The sequence below is a fragment of the Asticcacaulis currens genome, from assembly GCF_028550395.1.
Lineage (GTDB): Bacteria > Pseudomonadota > Alphaproteobacteria > Caulobacterales > Caulobacteraceae > Asticcacaulis > Asticcacaulis currens.
The window spans coordinates 57630-69829 of sequence record NZ_JAQQKW010000011.1 but is presented as its reverse complement, the minus strand read 5'-3'; the positions used below and the strand labels follow the sequence as shown (position 1 = coordinate 69829).

Annotated in this window: 10 protein-coding genes; 2 read left to right on the top strand and 8 right to left on the bottom strand. The window is 61.8% G+C overall.

The window, feature by feature from the left end:
* Positions 1–369: 369 nt before the first annotated feature.
* Positions 370–1383, top strand: coding sequence for a cupin-like domain-containing protein (locus tag PQU94_RS15745; protein WP_272742390.1), 1014 nt, complete (start codon positions 370–372; stop codon positions 1381–1383).
* A gap of 142 nt (positions 1384–1525) precedes the next feature.
* Here PQU94_RS15745 and PQU94_RS15740 read toward each other — a convergent pair whose 3' ends face one another.
* Positions 1526–1954 carry a Ros/MucR family transcriptional regulator gene (locus PQU94_RS15740; RefSeq protein ID WP_272742389.1) on the bottom strand — a complete coding sequence of 143 codons (429 nt, stop codon included), beginning with the start codon at positions 1952–1954 and terminating at the stop codon, positions 1526–1528.
* Positions 1955–2184: 230 nt separating this feature from the next.
* Positions 2185–3294 (bottom strand): phosphatidylinositol-specific phospholipase C1-like protein, encoded by a 1110-nt coding sequence (locus tag PQU94_RS15735; RefSeq protein WP_272742388.1) that lies wholly within the window; start codon positions 3292–3294, stop codon positions 2185–2187.
* 209 nt (positions 3295–3503) lie between these two features.
* Here PQU94_RS15735 and PQU94_RS15730 point away from each other — a divergent pair, with 209 nt between their 5' ends.
* Positions 3504–6278: a TonB-dependent receptor gene (locus PQU94_RS15730; RefSeq protein WP_272742387.1), complete on the top strand. Its 2775-nt coding sequence runs from the start codon at positions 3504–3506 to the stop codon at positions 6276–6278.
* Between the two features lie 58 nt (positions 6279–6336).
* On the opposite strand, the gene PQU94_RS15725 is transcribed toward PQU94_RS15730, so the two are convergent.
* From PQU94_RS15725 to PQU94_RS15700, 6 genes are all read right to left on the bottom strand, one after another.
* A complete protein-coding gene (locus PQU94_RS15725) occupies positions 6337–8310 on the bottom strand; it encodes a putative bifunctional diguanylate cyclase/phosphodiesterase (RefSeq protein WP_272742386.1) in 1974 nt (657 codons plus the stop codon).
* 88 nt (positions 8311–8398) lie between these two features.
* Positions 8399–8599 carry an HIG1 domain-containing protein gene (locus PQU94_RS15720; RefSeq protein WP_272742385.1) on the bottom strand — a complete coding sequence of 67 codons (201 nt, stop codon included), beginning with the start codon at positions 8597–8599 and terminating at the stop codon, positions 8399–8401.
* A 68-nt stretch (positions 8600–8667) separates the two neighbouring features.
* Complete coding sequence (locus PQU94_RS15715; RefSeq protein WP_272742384.1) at positions 8668–9216, bottom strand: fasciclin domain-containing protein; 549 nt, start codon at positions 9214–9216, stop codon at positions 8668–8670.
* Between the two features lie 240 nt (positions 9217–9456).
* Entirely contained in the window at positions 9457–9897 is a 441-nt protein-coding gene (locus tag PQU94_RS15710) for a thiol-disulfide oxidoreductase DCC family protein (RefSeq protein ID WP_272742383.1), read from the bottom strand.
* A gap of 141 nt (positions 9898–10038) precedes the next feature.
* Positions 10039–11409, bottom strand: coding sequence for a CehA/McbA family metallohydrolase domain-containing protein (locus PQU94_RS15705; protein WP_272742382.1), 1371 nt, complete (start codon positions 11407–11409; stop codon positions 10039–10041).
* 116 nt (positions 11410–11525) lie between these two features.
* On the bottom strand, positions 11526–12185 hold the full coding sequence (locus PQU94_RS15700) for a GntR family transcriptional regulator (protein ID WP_272742381.1): 660 nt from the start codon (positions 12183–12185) through the stop codon (positions 11526–11528).
* Positions 12186–12200 lie beyond the last annotated feature (15 nt).

Sequence of the window (12200 nt, the reverse complement as noted above, 5' to 3'; positions counted from 1 at the left end):
GGCCGAAGCCTGACAGCGCTGACATTTATAGGATTATAATAAGTGGTGGCTTTTGAAAATGGATTAAAACAATTTGATTTAAAAAATATTGACCAGCGTTGTCATTTCAAACAGGGTTGTTTTTGCAGGGTTTGAGAAAGATAAATAAAAACAAAATTTTAAATTAAAGCCTGTGCGTGGTCGATGCCAAGGCCTGTCTCGGAAATGTAACATTTTTGCCGCATTGGTTTTGCCGTTTAAACCCTGGACGCGGAAATTTTACGCCGTAAACCCTGCCCTTTGCCGGTGTTTGGCGCTATCAAACGGCGAATCCCAAGCCGCCAGCCGGCGAGGCACCAACAGCTGTGATTAAAGACGATGGGAGGCCGGATGAGCCGCGAAGTGGAGGCGATCGAGCGCGCCGATGAGACGACGATGCGGACGCGCATCCGGCAGGCGAGTGCGCCCTTTGTCGTGCGCGGGCTGGTCGCACACTGGCCCGCGGTTCAGCGGGCGCAAGAAGGCGTCACGGCGCTGGCGACCTATCTGCAAGGCCTCGACAACGGTCGCCCCGCCGGGGTGCTGACGGCCAGTGCGCACCTGAAAGGTCGCTTCGGTTACACGCCTGATCTGGAGGCGCTGAATTTCAGCCGCGCGCAGCAGACCCTTTCCGAGGTGGTGGCCACCCTGATCCGCCTGAGCGGCCATCCCATGCCGCCGGGTCTTTATCTGCAATCGGCCCCGGCCCGCGACCACGCCCCTGACTTTGCCGCGCAAAACCCCATGCCCCTGCTGCCGCCGGAGATCGGGCCGCGTCTGTGGATCGGCAATGCGACGCGCGCGGCCCTGCATAATGATCACGACCTCAACCTGGCCTGTCTGGTAGCTGGGCAGCGGCACTTCCTGCTGTTCCCGCCGGAACAGGTCGCCAACCTCTATATCGGCCCGTTAGGCCATACGCCTTCGGGACGTCCCATCGGCATTGCCGACCTCGATACGCCCGATTTCGAAACCTATCCACGCCTGAAACAGGCCTTCGTGCACGCGCAGAGCGTGACGCTGGCGCCCGGCGACGTCCTGTTTATCCCGCGCTACTGGTGGCATCAGGTCACGGCCGAGGGACCGTTCGGTATGCTGGCCAATTTCTGGTGGGGCAGCTATGCCAACCCGCTGGAGGACCCGGCGGTGGTCTTCAATCAGGCCCTTGCCGCCATGGCCGGCCTGAGCGCGGCCGACCGCGCCTACTGGCGTGAGATGTTCCGCCTGCACATTGCCGATCCTCAGCCCGACACCTTTGCGCACCTGCCGCCGGAAAGCCGTCAGATGAATGAGGCCGAACGCCGGTCGCTTTTGTCCGGCATCGAAGGGGTGATGCGCCGTCATTTCGGCCCCCCGCAGCCATAGCGCCGCTTTGTCGGATGGCGCTCTAAATTTCTGTTTTGTCGCGTTTTTTCACGCTCAACCGGTATCCACTTGAGCGAAAAACGCTCTAAAAAAAACGGCAGGCGCTGAGGCCTGCCGCTTTTTAACGTCTGTGGTCTGAGGCTTACGACGCCTTGCGCGGCTTGCGGGCGGCCTGACGGCCACCGGTGCCGAGGCCCATCTGCTTGGCAAGGTTGGAGCGCGCCGCGGCATAGTTGGGGGCGACCATCGGGTAATCCTTCGGCAGGTTCCACTTGGCGCGGTATTCTTCGGGGCTCATATTGTACTTGGTGCGCAGGTGACGCTTCAGCGACTTGAACTTGCGACCGTCTTCCAGACAAATAATGTAGTCGTCCGAGATCGACTTTTTGATAGACACGGCCGGGGTCTTGGCTTCTTCGACCTTTGCTTCCGGTTCGCCGGTCAAACCGCCCAGCGCCTTGTGCACCGAGTGAATCAGAGCGGGCAATTCAGACGCGGGTACCGAATTATTACCGACATAGGCGGTGACAATATCGACAACCAGATCGGTCAGCTTGTTTTGTTCTTCCATAACCAAGAATCCTTGTTACCTTTCCTTCCCCAAAACAGCAGTTTGCGCGTGAAGTCAACTGAGGCGATCTAAAAAAACGAAATAAATGCCCTTCGGGCGAAGTTTCCAGTCTCTGAAACCCCGGATAATTGTGTTCACAATAGTATAGAGAATAGGGCATTACTGCGTCGCAACGTCTATCCTTCCGTGTAGTGGGGCCGCACTTGACTTAGGGTAACCGCGGCCCCCGCTTACGGACGCGTTTGCGGCGGGCGCACCGGGTTGGCGCGGGCGCTCATCCCATCGGGCAGCCGTACCTGATAAGGGCTCCAGTCACTGCGCGGCGTCGGATAGTCGGTAGAAATATACTGGGCACCGGAGGCCAGCGCCCTGGCGAAACGGCGAAGATCGTTACGGCGCGCTTCGGTTGTCGAATCGTCGGCACGGGTGCGCACCATAAAGCCCGCCTTCACCGCCGCCTGAATACGCTCAAACTGTTTCACCGGGTCGTTGAGGGTGAAATAGGCGGCGTGGTCGGCGTCTTCCGACACCGAATTGACGAAGACGGGCAGGCCCTCCAGCGAGGCATGGCCGCGCATATAGACGGCCACCTTTTGCGGCCCTTCGTCCAGCGCGAAGAAGACCTTGCCGCGCGCCGCCTCCAGCGCGGGCCAGCCGCCGGCCATCGCCCCTTCGCGCAGGGTTTTGTGCGTGCCGCGCACCTCATCCGGCGTAATCAGGCGCTCAGGCCCGAAGACCGAGCGGATTTCGGCGTCCAGCGCGTCAAAGGCCTTCGCGTCGTAATCGAGCGGCTTGACGCCACCGTCGAGGCTGGGGGCACCGTCCTTGGCGTTCATCATGATCAGCAGCGGCACGTGACCGGGGTGGGCGTCGGACCAGTCGCGGATCTGTGTCAGGCACTGGACGAAGGTGTGGCAGTGGCTGCGCACATCGACATCGGGCATGTGCAGCACCTTGAAGCCCGGCCTGTCCATATCGCTGCCGTCATAGGGTTCGCCGCTGATCTGCGGCAGGCGGGGATGGGCGTAGCGGTCACCATCGGGATCATAGACGAAGTCGATCTCCAACTGACGCATTCCCAGATCGAGCTGCGTCGCCAGAGGCAGGTGGCCGTAATCGAGCGACTGTGCCCCCTGCGCATTGCGTGCGGCGATCAGGGCCAGTTCCTTCGGCGGAATGGCGATCTTGTAGCTGTTGTGCGTGCCCACCGCCTGAAGGTCGTTCATGTGCAGACCGGCGGGGGCGGACGGTTCCAGAGATTGCGCCGCTGCGACGACGGGCAGGGCGGTGAGGGCGGCGGCAAAGGCCGCCATCAGCAGGCGGGTCGAACGGCGGGTCATGGGCGTGCCCTTTTTCAGTTGTCAAAAGCGTCTGTAGCGCCCGTATCACGCTCAGATGACAAAACGACGCCAAAAGCCAGGCGAACACCGTTAGATGTGCGGTGTCATCAAACTGTATTATGTATGACAAGTCATTTTCATAAATAAAACTTAAGGCCGCCTTAATCCGTCGCGTCCTCCCCTTTGCGACGGTTTTGGGAGCTGTTTTCATGTCTGTTTCGCAAAAAACGCTGCTGGCGGGGGCCGCCTTCGGTGTCCTGTCCCTGTCCCTGTCGCTTATCCACGCCGCGCCGGCTTTGGCGCAAACCGAAGAGGTCAACACGGTGTCGCCGGCGGGCGATGAGGCGCAAGAGGTCGTCGTGCGCGGCTTCCGCAAGTCGCTGGGTCAGGCGCGCGCCCTGAAGCGCAATTCGGATATCGTCTCCGACGTCATCGTCGCTGAGGATATGGCCAAATTCCCCGATCTGAACCTCGCCGAATCGCTGCAACGCCTGCCGGGCGTCGCCATCAACCGCGAAGGCGGCGAAGGCCGTCGCGTGTCCCTGCGCGGTCTGGGGCCGGACTTCACCCGCGTGCAGCTCAACGGCATGGAAGTGCTGGGCAATGTCGATTCGCCGATGGATTCGCGTGGTCAGACCTCGCGCGACCGTGCCTTCGACTTCAACCTGTTCGCCTCTGACCTGTTCAACAAGGTCGATGTGAAAAAGTCCTTCTCGGCCGAGCAGGACGAAGGCGGCATGGCCGGGACGGTCGGTCTCTATACCGCCAAGCCGTTCGACTATAAGCCGGGCCTGAAGGGCGCCTTCTCGCTGCAAGGCGGGACCAATTCCAACACCGAAGACTTCCAGAAGCGCGGCGCGGCCATGCTGTCGTACAATCACGACGGCAAGTTCGGGGCCCTGATCTCGGTCGCCTATGGCGAGCGTCAGACGCAGGAGCAGGGCTACAACACCTACGGCGCGGGCAATCAGAAGGCGCGTGCGGAAAATGTCAGCAAGCTGAGCGCTGCCGATCAGGCGCTGGCCACCGCCGGCCTGCTGGTCTTCCAGCGCGGCAACCGCCTGTCGGTGTGGGGTTCGGACCAGACGCGCCTTGGCATCACCGCTGCCCTGCAATGGCGTCCGGTCGAAAACCTGACCCTGACGCTCGACGCGCTGCACGGCGAATTCACCAATGACCGCGACGAGCTGCACCTGGCCACCCGCGCCAGCGTCGGCTCGACCATCCTTGGCACGGCCATGACCCATTCGGGCATCCCGGCCTCGGCGCAGAAGGCCCCCAGCCTGAATTCGATCAAGTACGATTCGTACTACAGCGTCCTCTATGCTGACGTCGATAATACGGTCTTCGCTACCGAAACCCGCCGTCAGAAGGCCGAAAACACCTTCGATCAGGCGGTCCTGACCGCCGACTGGCAGGTGTCGGACTCGCTGAATATCAACGGCCATATCGGCAAGGAAAAGTCCACCTACGACCTGCCCTATTCGGACAAGTTCTATATGGAAGCTTTTGGCGGCCTGATCACCGACTATACGCAGGATCCGTTCTACGGTCGCAATACCTACAAGTGGGACACGACCGACCCGAACAACTACCGCGCCCACGAAATCGACTTTTTCAGCAGCTATCAGACGACCGAGCTGGAAAATGCCGAGATCAACGCCGTCTATGCCTATAGCGACAGCCTGACCTTCAAGGGCGGCCTGTCCTATCGCAGCTTCAAGAATTCGGGCCGTCAGTACACCAATGACGACCTGCTGAAGGGCGAGTGGGAAAACGGCACCTGGGGCAGCCGTCCGGACGACAAGGTCAACAGCTATTACAAGCTGTTCACCGGCCATAAGGACCAGTCGTGGGTGATTGCCGACTTCGACAAGGCGCTCAACTATTACGGCGTGACGCGCACGGTGAACTGGGTGCGCAATGCCGATTACAGCGTCACCGAAGACACCAATGCCGCCTATGCCCAGGTCGATTTCAAGAGCACGCTGGGGGGCCGTCCGGTGCGCGGCAATTTCGGTCTGCGCGGCTATGAGACGGAACTGACCTCCGAAGGCTTTATGAGCGTCAACGGCACGACGAAGCCGGTGACGACGTCGAAGACCTATTCGGGCACCCTGCCGGCCTTCAACCTGGTGGTTGAGGCATCCGACAATGTGCAGGTTCGCATGGCCGTGTCGCAGAACCTCAACCGTCCGTCGCTGTCGGCCTATGCCATGAACGGTACGGTCGGCAATGACACCACCACCAACACCATCACCGTCTCGACCGGCAATCCCAATCTCGAACCCTATAAGTCGAACGAGTACGACTTCGGCGTCGAATGGTATTTCGGTCGCGTCGGCATGGTTACCGGCGGCGTCTTCCATAAGGACATCGACAATCTGGTCGTGTCGAAGAAGGTGACGAATGTCTCCTACGCCTCGACCGGCCTGCCCGAAGGTCTGAGCGCCGGGGTGACGGCCAACAGCACGGTCAACGAATATACCCGTCCGATCAACCTCAATAACGTCAAGCTGACGGGCTTTGAGCTGAGCGGTCAGACGGATTTCGTCTTCCTGCCCGCGCCGTTCAACAATCTGGGCATGGTCGCCAATGTCACCTTTATCGACACCACGACGATCAATTCGGTGCAGGGCGTCGATGTGAAGGGGCCGCTGTGGGGCGTGTCGGACGTCAACCACAACCTGACCATCTATTATGAAACCGCCAAATGGGGGGCGCGCGTCTCCGAAAACTTCCGCTCGGACTATCCGATCGACGGCGGTGGCTTTGCCTCGACCACCTATGTGGACGCGGCGGCCTTCTGGCAGGTGACGCCGAAACTGCGCCTGACGCTGGACGGCATCAACCTGACCGACGAGAAGGAAATCCAGTACAACAGCTTCTGGCCGGGCGGCGACGCCGCGCGCGGGGCCAAGCGTCTGTGGAACACCACGACGTCGGGCCGCACGGTGTTTGTCGGCCTGAACTGGCAGTTCTGATCTGACGTTCGGCTCTGAATGAATAACCCCGGGGCGAAGGCTCCGGGGTTTTTTAGCGTCAGGCGGCGGTCTCGCTCGTCATGCCCGCGTCGAGAATATCGCTCAGGCGCTGCGGGCGGCCCAGCAGATAGCCCTGAAGCTGATCCACGCCCAGCGTGCGCAGGGTTTCGCGCTGTTCGTCCGTTTCCACCCCTTCGGCCACGATGGTCAGGTCAAAGGCACGGGCGATCAGTATGGTGCTTTCGATAATGGCCTTACTCTGACCGTTGAGGTCGGCGACGAAGGACTGATCTATCTTGATGCCATTGGCATTGAGGTGGCGCAGGCGCGACAGAGACGAATAGCCGGTGCCGAAATCGTCGATATGGATATGCACGCCCAGCGTCTTGAGGTGTTTGATCGTCTGGGTCACCTGTTCGATATGACCGTCATCGAAAACGCTTTCGGTCACTTCGATCTCCAGACAGGACGGGGCCAGACCGGTACGCGCCAGTATGGACACCAGATGCAGCGCAAAGGTGTCGAGCGTCAGTTGTTTGACCGAGACATTGACCGCCACCTTGGCGGTGAGGCCTTTGCGCCGCCAGTGGGCCGCATCGGCGCAGGCGCGTTCCAGGACCCAGTTGCCCAGTGCGACGATGCGGTCGGTGTCTTCGGCCAGACGGATAAATTCATCCGGTCGGATGAGGCCCAGTTGCGGATGATGCCAGCGACACAGGGCCTCATAGGACAATAGCGCCCGGGTGCGGGCGCAGACGATCGGCTGATAGGCGACCTGAAGCGCGTCGCTGCCGATGGCTTCGCTGAGGGCGCGGCTGAGGTTGAAGCGGCGACGCAGGCTTTCGGCAAAGGTTTCGTCAAAGGCCAGCGTCCGGCCGCGGCCGCTGCGCTTGACCTCGGTGGTGGCCAGATCGGCAGCGTGGATGATGTCCGGGAAGGTCTTGTCATGGTCGGGATGACAGGCCCAGCCGATACTGACCCCCAGTTTGAGGTCGGTGCCTTCGATGTTCAGCGGAATATCGACGGCGTGCGACACGGCGTCGGAGACCTGATCGACAAGGTCGTTGAGGTCGCCGTTAACGGGGCAGGCCAGAACAAACTCATCACCGCCCCAGCGCGCCAGCCGGGCGTCCGCCGGGGCCACCGCCTCGATCTGACGGGCGATGGCGCTCAGCACCTTGTCGCCGGCCTCGTGGCTGAGGGCGTCATTGACCTGCTTGAAACGGTCGAGATCGAGGAAGAAGACGGCCGTGCGGCTGGTTGGTGCGTGCGCCAGGCGCTTCTGGTGCCAGTCGAACAGGCCGTAACGGTTGAGAAGGCCCGTCAGCTTGTCCGTATGCGCCAGTCTGGCCAGACTCTCGGTGCGCTCGATCACCTTTTCCTCCAGCGCGTGATTGACCTCGCTGAGCTGCTTGATCAGGCTGAGATTGCGGTCTTCGAGAGTGAGATTACGCACCAGCAGGCGATGATTGCCGCGAAGCGTCACCAGCATGACGCCGCAGAAGATCAGGCCCAGCAGGCCCAGGGTGCGATGTATGTGGTCGTGGGTCAGGAGGGTCAGGGAGGCGGGCAGCAGCAGCAGGCCGATATAGACGCTGCCGGCGCGCGCAAAGCTGGAGGTAACCCCGGTGGCGCCGCCCGCCAGCGCCGACAGGATGATCAGGACGGCGTACTGCGCTTCGACGGAGGCCGTCTCAGGATGTTTGGCAAACAGATAGAGGGCCAGAGCCGACCACAGGCTGCCGGACACCAGCAGGCCCGCCGTGTAGCTGGCCTTCCAGGACTGATAATCGCTCTTGCGCCGCCAGTTACGCTTGTCCTGATGAAAACGCGCCCACGAGCCGCCGCGGATCAGGATGACCGTTATATGCACCACCACCCATCCAAACAGCAGAGGATGGTTTCCAACGTCGAGCAGAAGGCTGGTCCCGAGCACGCAGGCCAGATTGACCACCAGCATCGGTCCCAGGGTGCGATAGGCCTGACGCAAAAGGTGCGGGTGGTACGAAACAGAGCGGAACAGGTTGGGCATAGGCAATCGGCAGACAGGTTACCCCGCCTTTTGATAACATTGTCATGTTAACGAACCGACAAGATTGACCTTCCAATTCCGGAAAACGTCACGACCCGGCCTTGATCGCCATGCTGAGGATCAGGATGCCGATGGCGATAATCTGGGTACGCACGCGCCATTCCATCGCCTTGTTGAGCCTGGCGCCCGCCTCCTTGCCGTTCTGGGCAAAGGCGAACATGCCCATGATGAAGGTCGCCAGCACGACCAGCAGGGACAGGCCGATGGCGATATTGACGATGATATCCATTGCGTGACCTTTCCGGGCGGACAGAAAAGAGGTCCGGAACGCAGCTCCGGACCTCTGTACAGGCAGGGTTATTTCGGCAGAACGACCTTGTCGATGACGTGTATGACGCCGTTCTTCTGATAGAGGTCGGTTGTGGTGACGGTGGCCACACCGCCCGCTTCGTCGGTCAGCAGCACCTTGCCGCCCGACAGCGAGGCAACCAGCGTATCGCCGCTGACGGTGGTGATGGTGTACTTGCCATTATGGGCGTTGATGGCGGCGATCAGGTCGGCGGCCTTCACCTTACCGGCGACGACGTGATAGGTCAGGACCTTGGTCAGCTTGGCCTTGTTTTCCGGCTTCAGCAGCGTGGCAACCGTGCCCTGCGGCAGGGCGTCGAAGGCGGCATTGGTCGGGGCAAACACCGTGAAGGGACCGGGACCGGACAGGGTGCCGACCAGATCGGCGGCCTTCACCGCCGCGACCAGCGTGCTGAAGTTCGGATTGCCGGCGGCGGTCTCGACGATGGTCGTGGTGGGCTTGGCGCCGTGATCGTGGGCCATGGCGGCGGCCGGCAGGGTCAGGCTGGTGGCCAAGAGGGCGATGGTCAGCTTATGCAATAGATTGCGCTTAATCATGGGTTTAGTCTCCGTCTGTTGGGGGATGCCGAACGTGGCGATAAACTCGAAATCAGAAGCGCTTCTGGATACCTATACGGCGCGTGGCGACGTTTAGATTAGAAGACTAAAGCGGAAGGATTTCTTTCAAATCATTCCGCTCAAGCCGCCATTGCGGCGGCGGCCAAGGTGGCGGAGCCCGTACCCGGCGAGGGGCAAAAAAATGCGAGATCATAATGTTTTTGCCAAAAACATTATGATCTAGCGCACCGGTCGGGCCCCCAAAGCGCGGGCGAGGCGCGACAGGGTGGGACGCACGGGCAGGAAGGCGCGGTAGGCGCGCTCAAGACACCACGCCACGCCGGGCAGGCGGGCCAGCCGCGCCAGCCAGCGCCAGCCGGGCACCTGCGACCAGATGGCGATGAAGGCCTGTGCCCCGGACAGTAGCGAGCCATCGGGCTGACGCACGTGCAGGCGTTTCAGCGCCGCCTCACGCGGCAGGTCGGGCTCAGGCGTCACCGCGTGGTCGGCCACATCGACAAAGCGCAGGGCTTCGCTCGCGCGCGCCGAATAGTAGCGGATTTCGGTGGAACAAAGGGCACAGGACCCATCGAAATAGACGGTCAGGCCCTCGCGGCAGACCGTGCCGCAGGCGGCGATTTCGGGGGCGGGCGTATCGGAGGGGTCGGGTGTCTGGGTCATGCGCGTTCTACGCACGAGCGCGCTGTTTAGAGCGATATGTCGAAAAGTGTGAGCGGTTTTCGACAAAAATATCGCGATAAAACAAAAAAATTTTGAGCGGGATGAGGCTTCTATTTTAAAATCATCCCGCTCCATACGGGTTTACCGCACCTCGATATAGACCGGGCTGCCATAGACCCACAGGTCCGGCCACGGGTTTTCACCCAGCGGATCGGGCAGGGGCTCGGCCTCATCGGTCGCTGTGCCGCGCAGACGCAGATAGGCGTCGGTGGTGGCGGTAAAGGCCCAGTTCAGGGTGATGACCTCCCCCTCGCGCGTCCAGTCGGCGGGGGTAAAGCTCTTCACCACGCGGGTCGTTGGGTTGCGCTCAGCCACCTGTCCGGTCACGTCCCCCATGATCAGGTCCACGCGCTCTAATTGCGGGTGATCGCCGTGGGCGTTCGGCCCGGCGGGCGTGCGCAGGCGTACCGAGACGCGCACCGTCTGGCCCTTTTTGACCTCTGCCGTGTCGCCCAGATTGGCCCCGGCGATGTCCATATCCAGTTCGCTGACCAGATCGCCGGTGGCCACGAAGACGCGGCCCTTGCGCAGGCCGTCGAGAATGTCCGCCGGGTCCTTGCGCGCCTTGACCCAGGTCTTGGCGTACTGACCGGGCCAGAAGTCTTCGCCGCCGTCGGCGACATTGCGGTGCGAGTCCGAGGTGGCGGTAACCACGAAGTGGCGGCCTTCGCCCAGAAGTCCGTCCCACACGCCGCCCAAGCGCGCCGTCATGGCGTCAAACCCGCCATAGGTCGGCGACTGCTCGTAATAGCCGCGCTTGCGCAGGGTGTCGGGCGTCGCCCCGATCTTGAGGCTGGCCCCCTGATGGCCCGGCGCGCCTTCCATGCCGATGGCGACGTCGGGGGCGGTGTCCATCCATCGGCGCAGGGATTGCGGCGTATGGCGGCCATAGCCATCGGGCGAAGACGCGCCGCGCGACGGGTGATTGGCGATGACGAGCGGGCGGGGGGTCAGCCCCTGCATCTCGGCCAGCGCCGCGATCATGCGCGCCGGGTCGTCACGGGCCGGGTCTTTCGTTTCATGGGCCGCATAGGTGCTTTCGAGATGGCGCAGCGTCTCGGCCTCCTGCGGGTCGATGGCCATGATCAGGCTCGAATGGTCGCCGCCCGGCGTATCGAGTTCCATACCAAAGAACTGGATCAGGTCCGGCACTGCCTGACGCGCCTGTAAAAACTCCGGATAGGCCTGTTCGTAGCGCAGTTTCGACAGGCCTTCGCCACCGTGGTCGATCAGCACGACCCAGCTCAGGCCGTACTGGCGGGCGTGGCGGGCATTGTCGGGCAGGGTGTAGATGCCGTCCTTGCCCAGCACATAGGTGCCGTCTTCGGCGCGCTTGCCGGAAAAGCGGCTGTGGACATGGTGATCCCCGGCCAGCCAGGCGCGCGCCTCTTCGGCGTGGACGCGGCCGGTGAGAGCGATCAGAATGGTCAAGGCAAGACAGGGCAGACGCATGAAAAAAGCTCCCGGAAACGGGAGCTTCTTACCGTTCGAGTGTGACGGTTTTGCTGCGCTGGGGGGGGGCATACCAACGAAGGCATACCCAGAGTCATTTTCAATGACCCTGGGTATCAGGCCCGCTTGTCGTTCTCGAATTCCTTGCGCAGATCGTAGAGCGTTTCGGCGATATGCGCGTGCATCAGTTCGGACGCCTCTTCGCCCTTGCCGCGCATCCACAGATCGAGAAGCGTGGAGTGTTCCTGATGCGCGCGGTCGTCGCGGCCGGCGGGCTCAAGGTGCTTGGAGACGTAGCGCTCGGCGATGATGTTGAGGCGTTCGATGATCTGCAAGGTCACCTGACGGCCCAGCGGGCGCACCAGCGACAGGTGGAAGGCGCGGTTCAGCCGACCGACTTCGCTCTTGTGATCTTCCGAGGCGGCACGGTCCAGCGCCTCCAGCGCCTCACGGGCCGCCTTGTGGTCGGCGGGCGTAGCCAGGGCGGCGGCCTGCGCCACGGCTTCCGGCTCGATCTTCAGGCGCAGGGCATAGACTTCTTCGGCCTCAGAGGCGGTCATGGGGCGCACGAAGAAACCGCGATTGGCCTGAGAGCTGAGGAGGCCTTCCTGCTCCAGACGCACCAGCGCCTCACGCAGAGGGATCTTGCTGACCCCCAGCTCCGCCGCCAGGGCGTCCTGACGGATGGCGACCTCCACGGGCAGGGACCCGGAAATGATCCGGTCCCGGACGAGGGTAAAGATCTGTTCGGAGAGCGTTTGAACGACCAGCGCCATGGGGAACTCTTGTTT

Bases quoted from the DNA above. Each gene is read 5' to 3' on its own strand.
- PQU94_RS15745 (WP_272742390.1), top strand. From the start codon at position 370: ATGAGCCGCGAAGTGGAGGCGATCGAGCGCGCCGATGAGACGACGATG.
- PQU94_RS15740 (WP_272742389.1), bottom strand. From the start codon at position 1,954: ATGGAAGAACAAAACAAGCTGACCGATCTGGTTGTCGATATTGTCACC.
- PQU94_RS15735 (WP_272742388.1), bottom strand. From the start codon at position 3,294: ATGACCCGCCGTTCGACCCGCCTGCTGATGGCGGCCTTTGCCGCCGCC.
- PQU94_RS15730 (WP_272742387.1), top strand. From the start codon at position 3,504: ATGTCTGTTTCGCAAAAAACGCTGCTGGCGGGGGCCGCCTTCGGTGTC.
- PQU94_RS15725 (WP_272742386.1), bottom strand. From the start codon at position 8,310: ATGCCCAACCTGTTCCGCTCTGTTTCGTACCACCCGCACCTTTTGCGT.
- PQU94_RS15720 (WP_272742385.1), bottom strand. From the start codon at position 8,599: ATGGATATCATCGTCAATATCGCCATCGGCCTGTCCCTGCTGGTCGTG.
- PQU94_RS15715 (WP_272742384.1), bottom strand. From the start codon at position 9,216: ATGATTAAGCGCAATCTATTGCATAAGCTGACCATCGCCCTCTTGGCC.
- PQU94_RS15710 (WP_272742383.1), bottom strand. From the start codon at position 9,897: ATGACCCAGACACCCGACCCCTCCGATACGCCCGCCCCCGAAATCGCC.
- PQU94_RS15705 (WP_272742382.1), bottom strand. From the start codon at position 11,409: ATGCGTCTGCCCTGTCTTGCCTTGACCATTCTGATCGCTCTCACCGGC.
- PQU94_RS15700 (WP_272742381.1), bottom strand. From the start codon at position 12,185: ATGGCGCTGGTCGTTCAAACGCTCTCCGAACAGATCTTTACCCTCGTC.